Origin of the sequence: Nostoc sp., from assembly GCF_036917095.1 — a bacterium.
GTDB lineage: Bacteria > Cyanobacteriota > Cyanobacteriia > Cyanobacteriales > Nostocaceae > Nostoc.
Window position 1 is genome coordinate 112,848 of the sequence record NZ_JBALFH010000044.1, and the last position, 20,370, is coordinate 133,217.

Genomic DNA, 20,370 nt, shown 5'->3' on the forward strand with positions numbered 1-20,370 from the left:
AGTGAAACTAAAATAACTAAGTCAGTAGGTAGACATAAATCAATATGTCATTGCCTAAGCAATCTAATTATTAACTTGTTGACATTGGGATTGCCGTATCTATGCATTTCTCACTAGGTGGGTTTATTGATATAAATACTGATTTAAGCAGTACTTAATTTCACTAGATACTTTACTGTAAAGACGTAGCATTCTACGTCTTTACATCATGGATGCTAAATCGAGTTAATTGCGATCGCAGCGAATAAAGCAACACTAGTCAATAGCAGATAAGCGAAGATTGCTCCACCAATTCCACCAATCAAGAAGCCCTCAGTAAATTGACTCCATTCGGCGACAGTATTGATGCTCTGTGGCACTTTGGCAACTGTTGCAACCGAAACCGATCGTGAATAGATTTCCTGTTGTCTTTCGTAGCTGGTAGTGCCATAAAGCGAAAAACCAATTGTCAGGATGATAATCAAACTGCCTGTAGCTAGTAAACCAACCAAGCTGCCCACATTAGAATTGCGTAATAAACCTAATGAACCTAACGTAGCAAAGGGGCCAACTAGCCAGTAACCATGAGCCATGCCAATTTCTAATCCCCGCCACAAAGCAGATATACCAGGGCGGTAAATTGGCAAGTATTTGAGAAACTTCAGCGTCAAATCAGAAGAATTGACTGCGGTTATCTGATTACTTGTTTGGCGATTTACCCGTGGCGGCTGAACCATATCACCATTTTTAAAATCAAATCCGCCTGCGATCGCACGAGCGCGGAGAGCGTGCCAAATGTGACCTAACAGAAATATGAGCGCTAGGACAAAATGGAAAGTTACCAACCAACCACGAGCGGAAACTATACCAGCAGAAGTTTCTATAGCTCTAACTGGCCCATAAAAAACTTCGGGATAGACAGTGTTATTGACTGATGCAAAATATGCTGCTAAAAAGCCCATGTATGCTACAGCACCAATGCTGTAAGATAAATATGCTTCCCCTGAGTAAATCAAAACTCGGCGTGCCCAAGCAAATGGCTTAGTCAAGATGTGGAAAATACCACCGCCAATTAACATCAAACCAACCCAGATGTGACCGCCAACAACATCTTCCAAGTTATCAACAGCAGCCAATCCCTCTGAACCCCAAGCCCCAAATAGGTAGCCAAAAATGCGGAATGGGTTAAGTGTCGGATGATTGATTACCCTAACATCTCCACCGCCAGCAGCCCAAGGATCAAACAGTCCACCCCAAAACACCGCCTTAGCAACTAAAGCCAAAGCACCCAAACCTAAAAGTGTTAGGTGAATGCCCAAGATGGTTGTCATCTTGTCCTTATCTTTCCAGTCATAGCCAAAAAATCCAGCCCAAGTGGGATTATCTTGTAACACTTCTGGCCCCAGCAGAGAGTGATAAATACCACCGGCTGCCAGAATCACTGAAGGTATCAGATGCAATACGCTGATTACAAAGTAGGGATAGGTGCTAATAACTTGCCCACCAGCACCGACACCCAAACCTAGAGTTGCTAGATGAGGCAGTATGATTAACCCTTGCTCATACATTGGCACATTAGGGTTGAAGCGCGACAATTCAAACAGCGTCATCCCTCCAGCCCATAACAAAATCAATGCAGAATGGGCAATATGAGCGCCTAGTAATTTTCCCGATAAATCAGTGAGACGAAAGTTACCAGCCCACCAACCAACATCAGGTATCTGTTGCTTATATGGGCTATCTTCAATTACTGCTGTCATTTCCAAAACTCCTTGAGAATATTTAGCAATATTGTTGAGCTTATGCTTCTAGACAATTGCAAATCTATTGCATTAAATTGAATTTAGCTAATTGGTTGCGGAATTACCGCCTCCTGACTCACCCTACCTTTGCGAAAATCGAACCCACGCGCCCGCAAGGCGTGCCATATATGACCTTGGAGAAAGAAGAAAGCTAACCAAAAATGGGCATTAGCTAACCAAGTCCGGGCAGTTACCAGGTCAGGGTCAGGTGATGAAAAGTACGGCACGATATTCTGTCTAACTACAAGCGCCGGCCCATAAAAAACTTCAGGATAAACAGTGGTGTTTACCGATACAAACAGAGTTGCAATAAAACCCATCAGTGCCAAAGCGCCTAGACTGTAAGAAAGGTAAGCTTCTCCAGACCAAACAAATAGTGGATGTGTCCAGGTAAAGGGCTTTGTCACAATGTGGAAAAGTCCACCGAAAATCAATATCGCACCAACCCAAATGTGTCCGCCAACCACGTCTTCTAGGTTGTCAACGCCAGCAATCCAGAATTTCCTAATTGCGCCAAACAGATAACCAAAAATGACGGCTGGGTTTAATGTTGGATTTGTAATTACCCGCACATTTTCAACATTTGGGTCGTACAAACCCCCAAAGTACATTGCTTTGGCGACTAACAAGAATGCACCACAACCCAGTAAAACTAGATGTATACCAAGGATTGTGGTCATTTTACCCGTGTCTGACCAGTCGTAGCCAAAGAAAGGAACTCTACCTTCCAATTTTTCCGGGCCACGCAGGGAATGAAAGATTCCTCCGAAACCCAAAAAGGCTGAAGAAATGAGATGCAAAGCTCCAATTACAAAGTAGGGATAAGTATCCACGACTGCACCATTTGCGCCAACACCCCAACCTTCAGTAGCTAAATGAGGTAGCAAAATTAAGCCTTGCGAGTACATCGGTTCTGCTGGATTAAAGTGGGCTAGCTCAAATAAAGTCATAGCTCCTGCCCAGAAAACGATCAGACCAGAATGAGCGACGTGAGCGCCTAGTAATTTGCCTGATAAGCTGGTGAGTCTGGCGTTACCAGCCCACCAAGGCGAGTCAGTAAGGTCTTGCTCTACCGACAGCGGACTTGTAGAAGTTGTCATTTTACATCTACCTTCTATTGAGAATATTATTCAATAACTCTTGAAAAAGAGTCTACACTAAAATTTCAATTAATGAAAGTAAATCTCATTAATAATTTTGATGCAAATGAAAAATTACTTACATCTCAATACGTTTGGTGTTGGTGATATTTGACTCTGGGAGATTCCCCTAACCTTATCAGTAACAAATAACATCATGGACAATTTGTCAATAAGTAATAGTGCTTAAACTGCCTATCGGATTATTTATTGGGTTGAGGAAGACAAGAAACAGGTAAGCATTGCAAGGTTCTGGCACACATCAAGATTCAGTCTTGAATTGTAATTGTAAACTTTTACAAAAAAGCGTATTGACATACGTAAATACATCTTGCCTAGACTATGAGGTATGGATGTGTTTTTCGTGCTTAATGGTGTCACCTTCCTTTGGAACGAGGAGAAAGCTCGGATTAATCCCAGCAATCATGACGGCATAACATTTCAGCAAGCCGTAGAAGCTTTCTTCGATCCGTTTCTAGTGGTGGTTGATGCAAGCCGCAATGATGAGGAGCGGGATGCTGTGATTGACTTGGACAGACGATGGAATCTTCTGTACGTCGTCTACATTGAGCGTGAAAACGACATGATTCGGATCGTCTCCGCTCGAAAAGCGACGCGCAAGGAACGTGAATACTATGAAAGCTGAAGACTTAAAAAAGCGGCTCGATAAAAGTCGTCCAATGACCACAATCACAATTCGCATTCCCGAAGATGTGATTGAAGATTTGAAGCGAGTAGCACCATTGTTAGGGTTTTCTGGTTATCAGCCATTAGTTCGCGCTTACATAGGACAAGGACTTAGAGCCGATCTCGATCGACTTGATGGTGATACTGTTTCTACATTGATTGCCAGCCTGAAACGGCATGGTGTGAGTGATGAGATAATTAGTGAAGCACTCAGCGAAGCGACTGGGCGACACAGCAACAGTTAGTAACGGCAGTATCAGGAGTTATCTACTTGTGTTTGAGGTTACTAGCATGGAATAACCTGCGATCTATTATTTAAAAGTGCATTGACCAGATTTGAGTTCATAGTAGATGGGCCACCAGTATCACAACAGGCTCGTAAGCGCGGTAAGGGCAATCGGCTTCAAGATTGGAAAAAGACAGTGCGACAAGAGGCTGAAAAATATTGGTCTTCGGAACAAAAAACAGCTACTGGGTTGGTTATGCTCCAGATAACCTATTTCTATGATTCCGATCAATATAGATGTAGACAATATAGTGAAGCCTATTCAAGATGCAATAAAAGGATTAGCCTACGTCGATGATAATCAAGTAAGCGATCTCCTAGTTAGAAAGAGGAATTTGTCAGGTAACTTTAGAATAGAAAATATGACCTCGACATTGGCGGAAGGTTTTGCCCGTGGCAATGAGTTCTTACATATTGTCGTAATTAATGCTCCTAACCAGGAGGTACTTACTTGATGGAAACTTCAACCGCAAACTTAGAAAGAGAGCGATTGCTAAAACTAGCAGAGGAGTATCGTGAAAAGGGTTACGAAGTTTTTTTTCATCCAAATCCAGAAGACTTGCCTGGCTTCCTTAATAACTATCGCCCTGACATGATAGTACGTCGGGGAGAAGAAAATGTAGTTATTGAAGTTAAGTCACGCTCCTCACTTAACTCTTCTTCTAATCAATACTTAGGTAATTTAGCTCAAGCGGTAGAAAAACATCCCGGTTGGAGATTTGAATTAGTAATGACCAACCCGGAGGATACAACGTATTCTCTGAAAGCAGAGGCTTCTCTTCAAGAGCATGAAATAGAATCACAGTTGCAAGCAGCAAGGCAACTTACAACGCAACATCCAGAATTAGCTATCTTATATTCCTGGTCTTTAGTAGAAGCAACTTTGAGACTTATTGCCCAAAAGGAAGAGCTAAGTTTACAAAGATTTGATCCACGCTACTTAGTAAAGGAATTAGCAACTGAAGGTGTAATTTCAAAATCTGAGTATCAGTTACTAATGAATGCACTCCCATTACGCAATTCTATTGCTCATGGCTTCAAAACTACACAAATTACACAAAATTATGTATCTGAATTAATCGAGCTTACAGAACAGCTATTGAGAACTCTACACACTGGCGATGAAGCAGGCTAACACTGTGTTGGTTGGAGCGGATGGTTAGACAAGCACTGATGGTGAATTTCAGGTCATGCTACCGAGCGATGTCTACGACAGGCTACGCCTACGCACCAACCATAAAATAGGGAGTGGTGAATTTCCTACTCCCTACTCCCTTCCTAAGCTTCGATAACTACCCGCAAATTACCGCGTTTTTTAGCAACGCGACAAGCAGTGGTAGTCCCAGAACGCTCGAATTCCAAATCGAGGATGGTAGGGCCGACTCGCAAATTATGAAATGACAGGCGATTAATCGATTCTGGCAAAGCGGGGTCGATTATTCGCAAGCAGTTATTTTGAGCGTCAGGCACCAAGTTAACCATCATTTGCAGCAGTTGGAAGACACTGCCAGTAGCCCAAGCTTGGGGAGTGCAGGCAACTGGATACTGCACAGGGGCATTATCACCGTTCCGTTCGTAGCCGCAGAAGAGTTCTGGAGGACGTTGATAAGGCTGCTGACTAGTCATATCGAATAAACCTTGGAAAAGTTCCAGGGCTTGATCGATCAGACCCAGCGATCGCAATCCCATTGCAATCAGAGCATTATCATGGGGCCAAACCGAACCAATGTGATACCCCATCGGATTGTAAGCGGGTGACAAACTACTCAGGGTACGAATGCCCCAGCCATTAAACATATCTGGTGCCCGCAAGCGTTCTGCTACACTATAGGCTTTTTCGTGGTTGAAGAGGCCCAATTGCAGACAATGACCGGGATTTGAGGTAATACTATCTACTGGCTTGCCATCTCCATCCAAAGCCAAAGCGCAGAAATCCTGGTCTTCTACCCAAAAATCTCGATTAAAACGAACTTTAAGACTTCTGGCCTCTTCTTGCCAACGATCTGCCAAATCAAGCCGCTTTTTCATCCTAGCTATTTCTGCTAGGCGCATTTTTGCAGCATAGACATAAGCTTGCACCTCACACAAGGCAATTGGGCCGTTGGCTAATTCTCCCTTGTGGTCTACGATACAGTCACCAGAATCTTTCCAACCTTGGTTAACAAGACCGCGTTTGGATTTACGGAAGTAACTGAGGTAGCTGGTTTCTTGCATATTGCGATCGATCCACTCCATTGCTGCTAAAGCATTCGGCCAAAGTTGCTCTAGGAGTTCTTGATCGTGAGTCCAAGCATAGTGTTCGGCATACAGCATCAGCCACAGGGGAGTGGCATCAACTGTACCGTAGTAGGGCGTATGGGGAATTTCTTGACAACGAGCCATTTCTCCCAAACGTAACTCGTGCAAAATCTTACCCGGTTCTTCTTCACGCCATTCGTCGTCGATTTTACCTTGATACGTCACAAGTAGTATTAGGGTTTCTTTGGCGATTTGCGAGTTTAACATCAGGGTTTGAGAAGCTGTAATCAGCGAATCTCGCCCAAATAATGTCGAAAACCACGGCACTCCAGCCGAAACTGTTTTATGCTTCCCAAAAGACTGGCGCAACAAATACATATCTTGCTCGGCCCGCTCAATCACTCGATTGAAGGTACTCTTATCTGAGCTAATGCGTGTAATTTGCTGTACCCAGTTTTGCTCCTCCATCAACTCAGCGGCTTTCGCCTGTCCTAAAGTGAAGGCGGCGCTCACGGTTGAACTAGACTGGTTGTTTTTCAACATGCTCACTCGGTAGCCCAGCTTTTGAGTTTCGTGAGAAGCTAACTCTAGCTGCCAAACCGCAGTGTAACCCTTGAAATAGTCTGGTTGGCGATGCTGGAATAGAATCCGGGATTCCATCACTGAGCTATCCAGACCTTGATAGGCAAGTGTTAAAGATTCTTCCCTAGAGGTGTGTGGCTCTTTGGGTACAGGTGAAACCCCATCGGCGAGAGAAGATGTACCTTCCTCAGCCGTCGGTTCTACTAGGCGTAAAAGCCGACCTCGTTTTTCTCTGTCATAGCCCCGGACTTCAAATAAATCAACAAAATCCGCATCAAAGCTGACGGTTAGTTCAAAATTGACGGTGGTTGTGCTGTAGTTAGATACTTCTATTTCTTCAAATAATGCTCCATTCAGCACCATTTCTCGGCGAATTCCTACAGTTTCGGCTCTTAGGCGTTCGTCGATTCTGGGGTTGGTACACAAAACGGAGAGTGAAAACCCTTTTTCAGCAGTACTACTGAGGAGTACAGGCGATCGCCCTTCAATTTGCAACTCTAAGCGATTGAGAAATCTTGTATCACAACAAAACAGTCCCATGCTGGGATTGCCATCGTTGAGGGAACAGCCAGAAATATTCCCGATAGTATCCGTCACAAAAAATAAATCATCATCTTTAACCGTCAGTGTCGGTTGTGGTCTTTCACTCACAACGCAAGGCCACTCCGGGATAGGTAATTGTTCAGCAGGAATAAAAGTTTTTCCATCCAGAAAAATTTTTTCCGGGGTCATTAGCGTATCCGGTGTCATTAGCCAAAGTTCCGTGTACAGGTCGTAGATTTTTGTGGTATTCCGAGTGGAGGTATTTGACCCTCACAACTTGCAGAAAAAACCCTCTCTAAAACTCGTTTGAGCCATTCAAACCAAAATAATCGTCACATACTGCTGACAAAATAGCAGCGCTCAAATCTATCCATGAATAGCAAATTTTTAGGATTTACGCACTTTACACATTGACCATCATGTAAATAGTAGGCTTTTAAGCTCAAAGTCTTGCCCTGCCTCGTTCCCAAGCAGAGTTAGAAATGCAATTAACAAGGCTTTGCCTCGTGGTTTGACGGGAGGCAGCAGCCCTGCTACAACAGCATTACAAGGCAGCAGCCGAGTAACGATAGGTAATTCACAGTTGGTTGTCTCTGTCAATGCGTAAGTCCTAATCTTGATAAATTTATATTTTAGAAGTATAAAGTCAAGACTGAAAACTGAGGATTTTTAGATAATTCCTTAGTCGTTGAACATTTTAAAGACACATAATTCGGAATTCCCCGTTTTGGTTGGGTAGAGAGCATTTGTTACCTAAACTATTATACGATTTTGTTTTAAATATCTTGGGCGTTTGATTAAACAAATTTATGCTAATTAATTGATTGATTAAAATTAATCACTAATTATGGATTAAATTATGTGAATGTAGCAGTAATGATTTTTGGGTAAAAAAATTTATTTAGTGAGCATCAATCAACGTAGGCAAAGTAGGCGATATCTACAACGGCTTACGCCAAAACGTGGACTATCAATCAATTAACACTGGTAATTAGCGGATGTGAAGATTAAAAATATACAGATAATAGTTGTGTAATACTTAGGATTGAAAGATTTTTAGTTGTACAAGCATATTTCAAAGTTGGTTGAGAATGTATATTGGGCGTAGTAGGTTGTCAATCAACAAATCAAGTTGTACCCACTCCTCCTAATTGGTAACAAAGTGTTGCGCCTGCTTTGGCAGAAAGTGCTTTTTAGCGTTCTTTACATATTGCAACTCTCTATTTAACTTGAGAGTACCTTGGAATTTGTACAATGCAGCTGTGACGTGGATCTTGTCGAGGTTGAGCGTTTAACAATAATTCATGAGCATTTCGACTTCTGTGCTGAGTGATCTGCTAAAGTCCCTACCATACTTGCGGCCCCAGCTATATTTTAAGGCTTCACTAACGGCGCTCTCCCATGCGATGGAAGATCAAGTTTTGGCTGCGACTTTAGCACAACCCCTTGTAATTGCTAGTTTCCAGCGAGAGCGATTCTACCGCCAAGAAGCTCATCGCTACCTGCGACTTGCCTTGCGGAGTAACCAAATATACGTACTATCTGCTCCAGAAACGGATTTTACTAACAGTTCAGAACACTATGAAAAGGTCGCTTTTGAGCCAACGGATGGCTTAAGTCAAGAGTGGCATTTGGTAGTGATTGCTGACAATTATGCGACTTGTCTGGTTTGCCGGGAAAGCCTTGGTTCTATTGCCAAAAATAAGCAAGTACCAGAACTAAGCCCTAATTTGGATATAGACACAGCGCGAAGATTTGAGGGAGTTTGGACATCGGAAAGGGGAGTTAGTCTCAAAGCAGCTGAATTGCTGTTAGATAGGATTTTAGTTTACAGACCAGAACTGGCAAGTAAAATTGAGGAGGCACGTCAGAGGTTTGGCATCGGCGAACCACGAAACAACTCTGGGACAGAACAGATCAACGAATATGCTTGTGACATCGATACAGATCCCTTTGTGCAGCGCTTAGTAACTTATTTGCAAGCTAGCCAGTACAAATTGCACAAAGCCTACCGTTCAATTGCTGCCCAAGCACGAAAAGAACGATTAGTCAACTCCATTAGCACTGCCATTCGGCGATCGCTCGATCCTCACGAAGTTCTCCAAGTGGCGGCACAAGAATTAGGGCAACACCTAGAAGCTTGTCGCTGTTTAATTTACCGCGCTCAAGCCACAGATAGCCAAGCTATAATTGAACACGAGTTTTTGAATCCCGGCGTTTTATCGCTTCGCGGGCAAACCTGGGAGTTAGAGAAAAATTCTCTATTTCTGGACGTAATCCAACAAGGCGAAGGGGTTTGTATTAGCGATACGCTGAGTGACCCTCGCGTTACCAATTCGCCAGCCCTTTCCACGATCGCCAAAAGGTTTGCCATTCGTTCTTGGCTGATGGAACCAGTGTTCTATCAGGGGCGATTATTGGGCATTGTAGAGTTACATTATTGCCGGATGCCACCGCACGAGTGCCAACCAGGGGAATTGGATTTGGTAGAAGCGATCGCTACCCAAGTGGGAGCAGCTCTTATCCAAGCGGAAGCTTACGCTAACTTAGAAGAACTTAACCAGCAGTTAGAAGCCCTAGACCGCACCCGCAGCAACCTTATAGCCATTACCGGACACGAACTGCGTACCCCCCTATCCACAATTCAAGTGTGCCTAGAAAGCCTCGCTAGTGAGCCGGATATGCCTTTGGAGTTGCAGCAAATCATGCTCAACACTGCTCTTTCCGATTCGGAACGGATGCGAAAATTGGTACAAGATTTCCTCACACTTTCCAACTTGGAAAGCGGTCGGGTGGAATGGCATCCAGAATCCCTCACCTTACAAGAGTGTGTGGATTTAGCACTCAGCCGAAATCGGACGCGTTCCTCAACGGAAAAACCGCCCCAAATCAAGACTCAAATTGCCGAAAACCTACCTCTGGTAAGAGCTGATGGTGATTGGCTAGTAGAGGTACTGGCAAAACTCATGGACAATGCTTTTAAATTTACGCCACCCCAAGGAGAAATTACCATTAAAGCGATTTACAACAGTCGTAAAATGGTCGAGGTCACCGTGGCTGACACTGGACGCGGCATTGAACCGAATCGTTTAGAAGTAGTATTTGACCGCTTCTATCAAGAAGAGGGAGCGCTGCGCCGCACTACTGGCGGGACTGGACTTGGTTTAGCAATTTGCCGTCAAATTGTTAATGGCTGGGGTGGGGAAATTTGGGCAGAGTCAACTGGCAAAGACCAGGGTAGTCAGTTTCACTTCACTATCCCAGTTGTTCAGAGTAGCCAAGAGGAAAAGCGGACAAAAGTCAAGAGTAAGTAGGCAGGGGGAGCAGGAGAGGCAGGGGAGGCAGAGGGAGCAGGGGAGGCAGAGGGGGCAGGGGGAGCAGGGGGGCAGAGGAGAATGACTAATGACCAATGACTAATGACCAATGACTAAAAACTGTTACAGTCTATGACGCGATCGCAATATGATCCTGGTTGCGGTGTTAGGATTCCCTAAAAACGTTGAGAGAACAGACTTATGGCAGAAACACTCTCTGGACAAACCCCGCTATACGGTGGCAGCACCGGTGGCTTGCTCACAAAAGCAGACCTAGAAGAAAAGTACGCTATTACTTGGACTAGCCCGAAAGAGCAAGTTTTTGAATTGCCTACAGGTGGTGCTGCTATTATGCGGAAAGGTGAAAACCTACTGTATATAGCTCGTAAAGAATATGGAATCTTTTTGGGCGGTCAGCAACTCCGGAAACTCAAAATTACAGATTACAAAGTTTACCGGATTTTACCCAACGGAGAAACCACTTTACTTCACCCAGCCGATGGTGTATTCCCTGAAAAGGTTAACCCAGGTCGTGACAAAGTGCGTTATGTAGACCGTCGTATCGGACAAAACCCCAGCCCCTCTAAAGTTAAGTTTAGCGGTGTTACTACCTACGACGCTCCGTAACTAGCTATTAGTAGCTAATGGGTAATTAGTAATGGGTAATTGGTAAATAAAAACCCATTACCCATTACCAATTACCAATTACTTTTAAAAAATAATGATGTTTCCGGATTTCTCCCAGTTTTGCACCCTAGCGCAACAAGGCAACTTCGTCCCGGTATATCAAGAATGGGTAGCAGACCTAGATACGCCCGTATCTGCTTGGTATAAAGTCTGTGCAGGTCAGCCCTATAGCTTTTTGTTGGAATCGATCGAAGGCGGGGAAAAACTGGGACGCTATAGTTTAGTGGGTTGCGATCCGCTTTGGGTTTTGGAAGCAAGAGGCAATAACACGATTCAGAAAAACCGTGATGGTTCGCAGGTCGTTTTTGAAGGTGACCCTTTTACAGCTTTAGCCGAATGTTTAGCACCTTTTCACCCAGTCAAGTTACCACAGCTACCGCCAGGAATTGGTGGTTTGTTTGGTTTTTGGGGCTATGAATTAATTCGCTGGATTGAGCCGCGTGTGCCAATTCATCCACAAGATGAGCGAAATATCCCTGATGGGTTGTGGATGCAGGTAGACCACCTATTGATTTTTGACCAGGTGAAGCGGAAAATTTGGGCGATCGCTTATGCTGATTTACGCGATCCGAAAGTAGATTTACACACAGCTTATCAACAAGCGGGCGATCGCGTCACCCAAATGCTCGAAAAGCTATCTCTACCGCTATCGCCGCAAAAAACCAGATTGGAATGGAAACCGCCTGGAAGCACAGTATCTGGAGAAGCAGAGGAATACACCAGCAACTTTACCCGCCCTGATTTTTGTGCCAGCGTCCAAAAGGCCAAAGACTACATTAAAGCAGGCGATATTTTCCAAGTAGTAATTTCCCAGCGACTATCAACAACATACACAGGCGATCCATTTGCCCTTTACCGCTCCCTACGCCAGATAAATCCTTCGCCTTACATGGCTTACTTTAACTTCCAAGATTGGCAAATCATCGGTTCCAGTCCTGAAGTGATGGTGAAAGCCGAAACAGATCCAGATGGTGGAGTAATCGCAACGGTACGACCAATTGCCGGCACGCGTCCACGTGGTAAAACCAGCCAGGAAGATGCAGCTCTGGCTCAGGATTTACTCGAAGATCCTAAAGAAATTGCCGAACATGTAATGCTCGTTGATTTAGGGCGGAATGATTTGGGGCGTGTTTCTCAAAGTGGTAGCGTCAAAGTTGATGAATTAATGGTAGTTGAGCGCTACTCTCATGTGATGCACATTGTTAGCAATGTTGTGGGTAAATTAGCACTTGGTAAAACAGCATGGGATTTACTGAAAGCTTGCTTCCCAGCAGGTACGGTAAGCGGCGCACCCAAGATTAAGGCAATGGAAATTATCCACGAGTTAGAGTCTAGTCGTCGAGGTGTTTATTCCGGTGTGTATGGATATTACGATTTTGAAGGACAATTAAATACTGCGATCGCAATTCGCACAATGGTAGTGCATGATAATACGGTGAGCGTACAAGCTGGTGCAGGTTTGGTAGCTGATTCTGAACCAGAGAAAGAATACGAAGAGACGCTTAATAAAGCTAGAGGTCTATTAGAGGCAATTCGTTGTTTGCGTTGAACTAGGTAACTAGTTGGCGTCAGTTTGCCTACCTTTAACCAGTTACTCAGAGCAACTTGTCTGGTTAATTGAGATAGTAGCTTGATTTATGCTGTGCTGTACTAGTGGTCTGTCCCATTAATTCTGACGACTAGATAAATTCTTCAATTTCTCTTCTTCTTTCTTCAATTTTTCTTCTTCCTTTGCGTACTTCGCGTCTTTGCGGTTCGTTCTCTTATTCCTGAAAATTAATGAGACAGATTGTTAGAAGTCCGTCAAGTTTAAATTGATGGATAAGCAAGTTTGTAGTAAGGAATAAAGTCCCTACTACAAACTCTTAAAACTAGCTTGAAAAATTACTAAAAACTGGAGACAAAAGAGAGACAAACAGAAGACTAATAACTCTTAACTTACCAGTCACCACTCTTTAAAAGAAGGTCTAATATCGTTATTTAATGCCTGTATAGTTCCTTTCACCTATAATTAATTGCACACTGGTTTTTGTTGCTTAATTGTATAACTGGGCTTGATATAAGTACAGTAACAGCTCGATTTGCTGTATGAGAATCCAGACCAGACTTTAAAAGTTGATATACCAATATGCTTCTATTTTGAATTACATAGGTTTTACTTTGAACTGCAAGATATTTGGAAACAATTTGTGCTACTTCTAAGCCTGCGTATCCACAATACCGCGACAAATTGGGAAGCCTTATAAATCCAATCAACATCAGAGTTTTTCCAAAGCTAAACAGAGTTTTTTAGACGTATGAAGTTACCAGGCGCTTGAAAGGAACAAACTTGCTCATCCCAATTGGCTGAAGTAAATTGCCCAAATAATTCCAGTTACCCCGATGGCAATTAAAAGGTTAGTGAAAAATCTACCGAACTCAATTTCTTGTCCCAGTCCCTTGTCGTCTTGACCGACAGTGAAAAACAATGACCAGGCTTGATTTGCATTGATAGTCTCAAAGTTGTTGAAATCAGGTCTAAAAACAACGGGCCCAATCAAATCTTTTTTGGGATAATCAAAATCAGTTTTCATAAGTTTCCCTCTAAATTGCTTTATTCGTCAAGTAAAGAAAATTCGTAAATGTTAAAGTGTCTTCTCTAAAGGCTGGTTAGCCATCCAATCAAACCGTGTCCGGTGAGAACTTCCAAAGCTACGAGTAAGACAAAACCACTCATTGCCAAACCGCTATTGAGTTTTTCGGCATATTCAGTGAAGCCTGTTCGTGGGGTTTCATCAACATAAACCTTGGGTGCAATCGCAAATCTGTTGAGTTAACCGCACGTTACTGGTAAAGCCTCTATTCGTCCTCTTTTACTCCCTATTTTTGTAATCCGTAAATAAATATTAACTATTGTAAATATTTTTTGCAACTACTTGACATAAAGATAGAAGTAGTAAAAGCCGTACTAAACAAGTAGGGTATTTTAGATTTGCGCGTAGCTTGCTTTACGCTATCGGTGACGCAATAACTTCAGTTAAAGATTATGAAAATTTGATGCTTGTAGAGATAGTGCGATCGCTCTTGAAAATGAATATGCACAAAGATACCAATTGTGCGTAATCTATCTTAAGTAAAACTTATGTTTACTATAAGCAGAACCTATGAAAATATAACTGAGAAAGTATTGCTTATTTGTAACGATATTGTTATGTTTCTTTACATAAAGATACAAAGCAGCTTAAATGCGTTGAACCACTGTTGATTAAGGCTTTCTAAATAAATATGCAGTTGAGCCTGCAATGTGCGTTGCCGAGTATCCAAACTCAATGGCAGCAGAATCTCTATGCCTTTGGTAGAGCGATGTCTACGAAGCGCTATCGGTGATGCCAAAACAGCTGAGTGCCTTTGTTAATAGCTAAACGCATTTGTCCTCCGTCTTTGCACATTTGATTTTTCACATTCGATAGAACTGTAATTTTCTTTTTGGAATTTCTGCTATGTCTTTTACCATCCAGTCGGCTCAAAGTATTTTTCCCGGCACCCTAGTTGCTGACGTTGTTCCAACCGTTGTCGAATCATTCTCTAAGCTCAATGCTGAAGATCAACTAGCATTACTTTGGTTTGCCTATACCGAGATGGGTAGAAGTATTACGGTTGCGGCTCCTGGGGCAGCCAACATGATCCTCGCACAAGGCTTACTCGAACAAATTAAGCAGATGCCTTTTGAGGCTCAAACGCAAGTCATGTACGATTTGGCTAACCGTGCTGACACTCCCCTTTGCCGTTCTTATGCATCCTTCACCGTGAACATCAAGTTGGGCTTCTGGTATCAGTTAGGAGAATGGATGGCTCAGGGAATCGTTGCTCCTATCCCAGAAGGCTACAAGCTTTCTCCTAAAGCAGCTGAAGTGTTGCAAGCCATCCGGAATGCTGATTCAGGTCAACAAATTACCATCCTACGCAATACCGTAATTAGCATGGGATTTGACCCGAATGCTCCTGGTAGTTACAAAAAAGTCTCAGAACCTGTGTCTCCTCCTACTGCACCAGCATTTCGGACTAAAGTTACCATCGATGGCGTTGACAATCCTACGGTGCTGGGCTATATCAACAACATGAATGCCAATGACTTTGATGCAGCAGTTGCTCTGTTTACCTCTGAAGGTGGCTTACAACCTCCTTTTGAAAGACCAATTATTGGTCAAGAGGCAATCCGCGCTTATATGCGTGAAGAATGCCAGGGACTAAAGATGATTCCAGAGCGCGGTGTCTCTGAGCCAGTAGAAGATGGCTATACACAAGTTAAAGTCACAGGTAAAGTTCAAACCCCTTGGTTCGGTGCCAGTGTGGGGATGAATATTGCATGGCGGTTTTTGATAGATCCTCAAGGAAAAATCTTCTTTGTAGCGATTGATTTGCTCGCTTCTCCGAAAGAACTGCTGAACCTAGTACGTAAATAGAGGGCTAGATTAGTTGCTGCTTAAGCGTGGATGAGTGAAGGAGCGACGCCGAATAGCCCGTCGTAGACATCGCCACGCTTAAGCAAAAGAAACTGATAGCGCTTTATTTAGTATTTTGATGTTGCGATCGCTATTGAAAACAACCGATTCCATCAGCGATTTTTTAGTTTTTAAAGTCTCAAAATATACTAAATTATAATAAGTAGTATTGACTTCTAGAACCTTTCTCGCTCAAGAACATCTCAACTATTCTTTACTTGTTTATATTTAAATAACAATATATCTTTGGATAGAGTAATAATTTATTCATCTACCAAGGGTAATAGATTATCAATGACTTTGTTCAATTCCTCTGAGCCGCTCCTGCGTGAAAAACAGCAAGAGCTAGATTTTCAAGATATTCAAGGTCTAGTCTGTCTCAACTACCAAATTGGAAATTTCATCCTCTTTTCAAAGTTTTATACTCGTGTCGATCAAGCATTTATTCTCTGGGGACTAATTTCATCTGGAATTTTCGTAACTGCCCAGTTTCTACCCATTAGCTGGAGTAGCCAAGCAATTTTGTGGTCAGTGCTTACCTTATTCGGTGCAGTTGGCATGGTAAGTTTAACTTGGTTTTGGGCAACTGTAGAACAGCTACGCTGGGTTGTTTATAGTTGGGCGATTTTAATCTTAATGGGTTTAATCTTGACCGATTTGAGCATTTTTTTGGGGTGGGGAGAGGTGTTGATCCGTTTGTGTCCACTGTGGTTAGGATTAAGTGCCATCGGCTACTTTTGCACCGGGGTAGGAATGCGTTCGCGCACATTTATTCTGACGGGGTTTATTCATTTGCTGGGAATTTTAGTTTTGCCATACTGCGGTGTTATGCAGTTTCTCTCAACGGGGCTAATTATGACCGTTAGTTTACTGTTACTAGCAGAATTACAATGGGATATGCAATCTTCAAGTGATTACAGCGAATTAACACTACAACAAAAGCAGTTTAACCAAGCACAGTCCCAACGGCGTCAAATGAGTAGCTAAAGTTATAATGAATTAAAATCTTACTTTAGACAAGTTTGTATAAACAATATAGCTATATCTCTTGACTAGGTAGTGTTTATACTTGAGAGAGAGAGTTTTTCACCCAACTGTTAGCTATTCTAGTTTATGAAAACAGACAGCACTGTATGGGTGTTATGCCGCTGTGGCCCAATATCAGACATCGAAGGAGAGCGATCGCAGATGTTTGAACAGTGTAAGTCAATAAAAATCCTTGACGGTGTGGAGTTTTTGTCGCTTCCTCCACTTTATTATCACTTAGGGAAGGTTAAATTCTTCATCAGAGCGGTCTGAGGTGATAGGCGTCTTGCGTTTTTTACATTACAAGTTAATTTTTGATACTCCAATATCCTTGATTCAAACTAAATTAAGGATATTGGAGTTTCACGGCTAATGTAACTATCTGTTAGTTGGCGTTTGTGTGTCAAAATATTCACGCCAACGACTAATTTGACTATCTTTGAAATCTACAACAATTACGTCATCAGCTTTATTACGACGACCTGTTGCCTTTTCTGTATCTTCGTAGTACCACTCTACTGCTGCCTGATTTGCTCCAATGATAATCCGCTGGATGTCTATTTTGACATCTGAATACTGTTGTTTAAAATTGGCAATTCCTTCTCGAATTTCTTCTTGTCCCCGCCAGTATTGACCAGGCACGATTAGTTCTCCATCAATCGTAAACAATTGTGCAAGGGCATCGACATCTTGAGCAACCCATGCATCTTTAGCTTTTTCTATTAATATCTGGATATCTTGTTGGTTCATAGACTGACTGGCAAATAAAGGTGTGCTAAAAGTTAAGCTAACAAATATAGTTCCTAACACTAGCCATTGAGATAACCAAAGCATCTAGATTTTTCTACCCTCTAAAGTATCAAGCTTATAGAGCATTAGTAAAATTTAACCAGAAGTTGTTTGCATTGCGATCGCTCTCCATCATCTCCTGGCAGCGATCGCACCCCACACACCACTAAACTAGAAAGTAAGATGCTCAGGATAGTTTATGGACGCTGTTACAACCACTTTCCCTTCTACACTTAAATTGAAAATCGACTTAACTGACGATCAATTTTTCCAAATATGCCAAAAAAACCGCGATTATCGATTTGAGCGTACAGCATCAGGGGAATTATTAATTATGTCACCGACAGGTACTGATACTGGCAAACGTAATGTTAAAATTACCACTCAATTAGATATTTGGAATTCTGAGACTAATTTAGGCGAAGTTTTTGACTCTTCAACTGGCTTCACGCTACCTAATGGTGCAGAACGTTCTCCCGATGCTTCTTGGGTGAAAATTGAGCGGTGGAATGCTTTAACCCCAGAACAACAAGAAAAATTTGCCCCAATTTGTCCTGATTTTGTAGTAGAGTTGCGTTCTCGTACTGATTCCTTAAAAGAATTGCAGGAGAAAATGCAGGAGTATATCGAGAATGGCGCTCAATTAGGCTGGTTAATTGACCGGAAAAACAAGCGAGTAGAAATTTATCGTCCAGGTAAACATGTAGAGATATTAGACAATCCTGCTAGTTTATCAGGAGAAAATATACTACCTGGATTTGTCTTGCATTTACAGCAAATTATGTAGCTTTATCGATTAGGATAAACATGGCGCATTTCAAAGCGACTTTGTTCCCAAAGTGGTAGCAAAGCCTGTTTAGCAGCATTTAATTGAGCTTGCGAGAAAGAAATTTTACCATTTTCTATAATCCAAATAAATGTCCGAGTTATTAAATCTGCCTTAAAACTATTCTCATATTCACTATTATTTATTCTTGCTACTTGTTCATCTAAACAATCTATAGCGTATTTAAAAGTCAAGTTCTTCCAGTCTTTGAAATTGCTAGAATTTTCTTCTTGCATATTTTTCCACTCGACCCTATGCAAATTTCCTATAATATAGTCTATGCCTGTTATGGATGAATCAGTATTACGCACCAAATTTGTATAGGCTTGGTAATATGGTTTCAAGACTGAAGCAGCAATATTTTCTACATATATATGTAGCCAAGATTGTATATCGCGAAGATAAGGTGCTAAGTCTCTGATATTATCGATTTCTTTAATCAGCACGCGATCGCTTGTATAATTGATTATTTTGGCTAGCAATTCAGCTTCAGATAGTTGAGTCTTTCCTGAATAATAATTAATAACCTTTGGAATATATTTCTCTAATAACCACTGTTTAGTATATCTAGCTGTCCATGTTCCTCGGACTCCAATATCTTGCTGCCATAAGGGAAACTTACCCCTCTCAATAGATTGTAAATTCACATCATTTAGCTCATAGATGATATGAATTTGATTATTAAATAAAAAATCAGAAGTTCTATCAACTCTAGGTAAGATAAATGTATGGTCGCGAATTCCTCTACTTACTCGGATTGATATATCTTTTTTATGGAATAGATGCCATTCTGACTTGCCTTTAGTATAATCAAATTCATTAGCAAACTGCTGCATTAACTCCCATAATTTTTGTTCTACAGAAAAAAGGATAAAACCTCGAACTTCGGAAAATTTTACTAATTCAAAATTCCATGTTTCTAAAGCAGTTTCAAATTCTATTATTGAATTTTTATATTCTTGACAAACCCCATCAATACACAAACACAAGTCTGCTGCTTCTAGCTCCGATAAAATAAGAGTCGTTTGACCTAAATATACCTCAAAAGTATTTTTATCTAACTGTTTAAAAAACCGACGACATCCCCAATTTGCTTGTGTGTGCAATCCAGTCATTAATTGACCTAAAATATCTTGATGATTTAAGTGAATTTTTAGTCCTCTTAAAATCATATTGCTGAACTCTATCTCACAACTACCCTCTCCAAAAGCTTTGGGTAAATTACATGCGATCGCTACTTTTGGTTTTACAACAACTAAATGGTAGCCTTCTCTCGTAGTGGAAGGCTCAAAATCACATTTTTCTAAAATATTCTGTAAATCTGGATAGCGGCTTATAAATTTCTCTATTAAGTTAGATTTAGTATGTATAAAAATACTTGCTGTATTTTTATCGATATCTCTAACCAAACCAAAGTTTAGCTGATTATAAAATTTTGAGGCAATATCATCATTTATAAACGTATCAATATTTATATCAAATATGGACTCTTCTCTATGGTATTGCAGGCGTTTAAAAACCTTTATTTCATATCCGTTAGTAACAACAAATAATAGTGTTTGAAAATGATTACTATAAAATTTAGATTGCTCAACAGCTTCATGTAATTGACTTTTATGCGGTTCTACTGTTTTAATCAAAATAAGTGACGTATCTATATTTTGTTGTTCAATATTATCTGTTGTATAATAAACATGAGCAACTTCTGGATTTATACCGTAATTTCCTGAGTTAGATGTTTCTAGAGGGTATTCACGATGACATTTATCTGGATAACAGAGATAGCGAAACATTGGTAAAATAAACTTTTCTTTGACATCATCTTCATTGCGTAAAAGACGATGGTCAAAACCTTGTATCCATGTGATGAATTGTTTAATTGGCTCTGAAATATTCATCAGATAATCACCTACTAGTATAAATTTGCTGTGCCTTATTTTGTTTGTGTAATTAGCAATTTATCAAGACAGTTCAGATAGTATAGTGATTGT

At 41.5% G+C, this 20,370-nt stretch carries 16 protein-coding genes; 10 read left to right on the plus strand and 6 right to left on the minus strand.

The window, feature by feature from the left end; translation table 11 throughout:
- Positions 1–215: 215 nt before the first annotated feature.
- On the minus strand, positions 216–1,739 hold the full coding sequence (locus V7L01_RS24965; RefSeq protein ID WP_335039503.1) for a chlorophyll a/b binding light-harvesting protein: 1,524 nt from the start codon (positions 1,737–1,739) through the stop codon (positions 216–218).
- An 83-nt stretch (positions 1,740–1,822) separates the two neighbouring features.
- Entirely contained in the window at positions 1,823–2,881 is a 1,059-nt protein-coding gene (locus tag V7L01_RS24970) for a chlorophyll a/b binding light-harvesting protein (protein ID WP_335039505.1), read from the minus strand.
- 388 nt (positions 2,882–3,269) lie between these two features.
- On the opposite strand from V7L01_RS24970, the gene V7L01_RS24975 reads away from it, so the two are divergent.
- The 4 genes from V7L01_RS24975 (at position 3,270) to V7L01_RS24990 (ending at position 5,028) form a co-directional block, all read left to right on the plus strand.
- Positions 3,270–3,566: a BrnT family toxin gene (locus tag V7L01_RS24975; RefSeq protein ID WP_335039508.1), complete on the plus strand. Its 297-nt coding sequence runs from the start codon at positions 3,270–3,272 to the stop codon at positions 3,564–3,566.
- The gene (locus tag V7L01_RS24980; protein ID WP_335039510.1) at positions 3,556–3,852 is read left to right on the plus strand and encodes a hypothetical protein; all 297 of its coding nucleotides are present in this window, start codon (positions 3,556–3,558) and stop codon (positions 3,850–3,852) included. The genes V7L01_RS24975 and V7L01_RS24980 overlap by 11 nt, the downstream gene beginning before the upstream one ends.
- Before the next feature lie 259 nt (positions 3,853–4,111).
- Positions 4,112–4,348, plus strand: a complete 237-nt coding sequence (locus V7L01_RS24985; RefSeq protein ID WP_335039512.1) for a RusA family crossover junction endodeoxyribonuclease — start codon at positions 4,112–4,114, stop codon at positions 4,346–4,348.
- Positions 4,348–5,028 (plus strand): hypothetical protein, encoded by a 681-nt coding sequence (locus V7L01_RS24990; protein ID WP_335039514.1) that lies wholly within the window; start codon positions 4,348–4,350, stop codon positions 5,026–5,028. Before V7L01_RS24985 ends, V7L01_RS24990 begins: the two co-directional genes overlap by 1 nt.
- Before the next feature lie 143 nt (positions 5,029–5,171).
- Here V7L01_RS24990 and V7L01_RS24995 read toward each other — a convergent pair whose 3' ends face one another.
- A complete protein-coding gene (locus V7L01_RS24995; RefSeq protein WP_335039515.1) occupies positions 5,172–7,463 on the minus strand; it encodes an amylo-alpha-1,6-glucosidase in 2,292 nt (763 codons plus the stop codon).
- 1,097 nt (positions 7,464–8,560) lie between these two features.
- Here V7L01_RS24995 and V7L01_RS25000 point away from each other — a divergent pair.
- The 3 genes from V7L01_RS25000 (at position 8,561) to trpE (ending at position 12,806) form a co-directional block, all read left to right on the plus strand.
- A complete protein-coding gene (locus tag V7L01_RS25000; protein ID WP_335039517.1) occupies positions 8,561–10,570 on the plus strand; it encodes a DICT sensory domain-containing protein in 2,010 nt (669 codons plus the stop codon).
- Positions 10,571–10,771: 201 nt separating this feature from the next.
- The gene (locus tag V7L01_RS25005) at positions 10,772–11,197 is read left to right on the plus strand and encodes a photosystem I reaction center subunit II PsaD (protein ID WP_335039519.1); all 426 of its coding nucleotides are present in this window, start codon (positions 10,772–10,774) and stop codon (positions 11,195–11,197) included.
- Between the two features lie 94 nt (positions 11,198–11,291).
- Positions 11,292–12,806 carry an anthranilate synthase component I gene (gene trpE / locus V7L01_RS25010; protein WP_335039521.1) on the plus strand — a complete coding sequence of 505 codons (1,515 nt, stop codon included), beginning with the start codon at positions 11,292–11,294 and terminating at the stop codon, positions 12,804–12,806.
- A gap of 784 nt (positions 12,807–13,590) precedes the next feature.
- Here trpE and V7L01_RS25015 read toward each other — a convergent pair.
- Complete coding sequence (locus V7L01_RS25015) at positions 13,591–13,830, minus strand: hypothetical protein (RefSeq protein WP_335039523.1); 240 nt, start codon at positions 13,828–13,830, stop codon at positions 13,591–13,593.
- Between the two features lie 906 nt (positions 13,831–14,736).
- Here V7L01_RS25015 and V7L01_RS25025 point away from each other — a divergent pair.
- Positions 14,737–15,699: an orange carotenoid protein N-terminal domain-containing protein gene (locus V7L01_RS25025; RefSeq protein WP_335039525.1), complete on the plus strand. Its 963-nt coding sequence runs from the start codon at positions 14,737–14,739 to the stop codon at positions 15,697–15,699.
- Between the two features lie 333 nt (positions 15,700–16,032).
- The gene (locus V7L01_RS25030; RefSeq protein WP_335039527.1) at positions 16,033–16,725 is read left to right on the plus strand and encodes a hypothetical protein; all 693 of its coding nucleotides are present in this window, start codon (positions 16,033–16,035) and stop codon (positions 16,723–16,725) included.
- 417 nt (positions 16,726–17,142) lie between these two features.
- On the opposite strand, the gene V7L01_RS25035 is transcribed toward V7L01_RS25030, so the two are convergent.
- Positions 17,143–17,598 carry a nuclear transport factor 2 family protein gene (locus V7L01_RS25035; RefSeq protein ID WP_335039529.1) on the minus strand — a complete coding sequence of 152 codons (456 nt, stop codon included), beginning with the start codon at positions 17,596–17,598 and terminating at the stop codon, positions 17,143–17,145.
- Positions 17,599–17,752: 154 nt separating this feature from the next.
- Here V7L01_RS25035 and V7L01_RS25040 point away from each other — a divergent pair, with 154 nt between their 5' ends.
- Entirely contained in the window at positions 17,753–18,340 is a 588-nt protein-coding gene (locus V7L01_RS25040) for a Uma2 family endonuclease (protein WP_335039532.1), read from the plus strand.
- 2 nt (positions 18,341–18,342) lie between these two features.
- Here V7L01_RS25040 and V7L01_RS25045 read toward each other — a convergent pair whose 3' ends face one another.
- On the minus strand, positions 18,343–20,277 hold the full coding sequence (locus V7L01_RS25045) for a hypothetical protein (RefSeq protein WP_335039534.1): 1,935 nt from the start codon (positions 20,275–20,277) through the stop codon (positions 18,343–18,345).
- Positions 20,278–20,370 lie beyond the last annotated feature (93 nt).

What these genes read in the sequence shown, in the direction of transcription:
- V7L01_RS25000 (WP_335039517.1), top strand. Translation starts at nt 8,561, where the DNA reads ATGAGCATTTCGACTTCTGTGCTGAGTGATCTGCTAAAGTCCCTACCA.
- V7L01_RS25030 (WP_335039527.1), top strand. Translation starts at nt 16,033, where the DNA reads ATGACTTTGTTCAATTCCTCTGAGCCGCTCCTGCGTGAAAAACAGCAA.
- V7L01_RS24975 (WP_335039508.1), top strand. Translation starts at nt 3,270, where the DNA reads ATGGATGTGTTTTTCGTGCTTAATGGTGTCACCTTCCTTTGGAACGAG.
- V7L01_RS25025 (WP_335039525.1), top strand. Translation starts at nt 14,737, where the DNA reads ATGTCTTTTACCATCCAGTCGGCTCAAAGTATTTTTCCCGGCACCCTA.
- V7L01_RS25035 (WP_335039529.1), bottom strand. Translation starts at nt 17,598, where the DNA reads ATGCTTTGGTTATCTCAATGGCTAGTGTTAGGAACTATATTTGTTAGC.
- V7L01_RS24985 (WP_335039512.1), top strand. Translation starts at nt 4,112, where the DNA reads ATGATTCCGATCAATATAGATGTAGACAATATAGTGAAGCCTATTCAA.
- V7L01_RS24970 (WP_335039505.1), bottom strand. Translation starts at nt 2,881, where the DNA reads ATGACAACTTCTACAAGTCCGCTGTCGGTAGAGCAAGACCTTACTGAC.
- trpE (WP_335039521.1), top strand. Translation starts at nt 11,292, where the DNA reads ATGATGTTTCCGGATTTCTCCCAGTTTTGCACCCTAGCGCAACAAGGC.
- V7L01_RS24980 (WP_335039510.1), top strand. Translation starts at nt 3,556, where the DNA reads ATGAAAGCTGAAGACTTAAAAAAGCGGCTCGATAAAAGTCGTCCAATG.
- V7L01_RS24995 (WP_335039515.1), bottom strand. Translation starts at nt 7,463, where the DNA reads ATGACACCGGATACGCTAATGACCCCGGAAAAAATTTTTCTGGATGGA.
- V7L01_RS25045 (WP_335039534.1), bottom strand. Translation starts at nt 20,277, where the DNA reads ATGAATATTTCAGAGCCAATTAAACAATTCATCACATGGATACAAGGT.
- V7L01_RS25015 (WP_335039523.1), bottom strand. Translation starts at nt 13,830, where the DNA reads ATGAAAACTGATTTTGATTATCCCAAAAAAGATTTGATTGGGCCCGTT.
- V7L01_RS24990 (WP_335039514.1), top strand. Translation starts at nt 4,348, where the DNA reads ATGGAAACTTCAACCGCAAACTTAGAAAGAGAGCGATTGCTAAAACTA.
- V7L01_RS25040 (WP_335039532.1), top strand. Translation starts at nt 17,753, where the DNA reads ATGGACGCTGTTACAACCACTTTCCCTTCTACACTTAAATTGAAAATC.
- V7L01_RS25005 (WP_335039519.1), top strand. Translation starts at nt 10,772, where the DNA reads ATGGCAGAAACACTCTCTGGACAAACCCCGCTATACGGTGGCAGCACC.
- V7L01_RS24965 (WP_335039503.1), bottom strand. Translation starts at nt 1,739, where the DNA reads ATGACAGCAGTAATTGAAGATAGCCCATATAAGCAACAGATACCTGAT.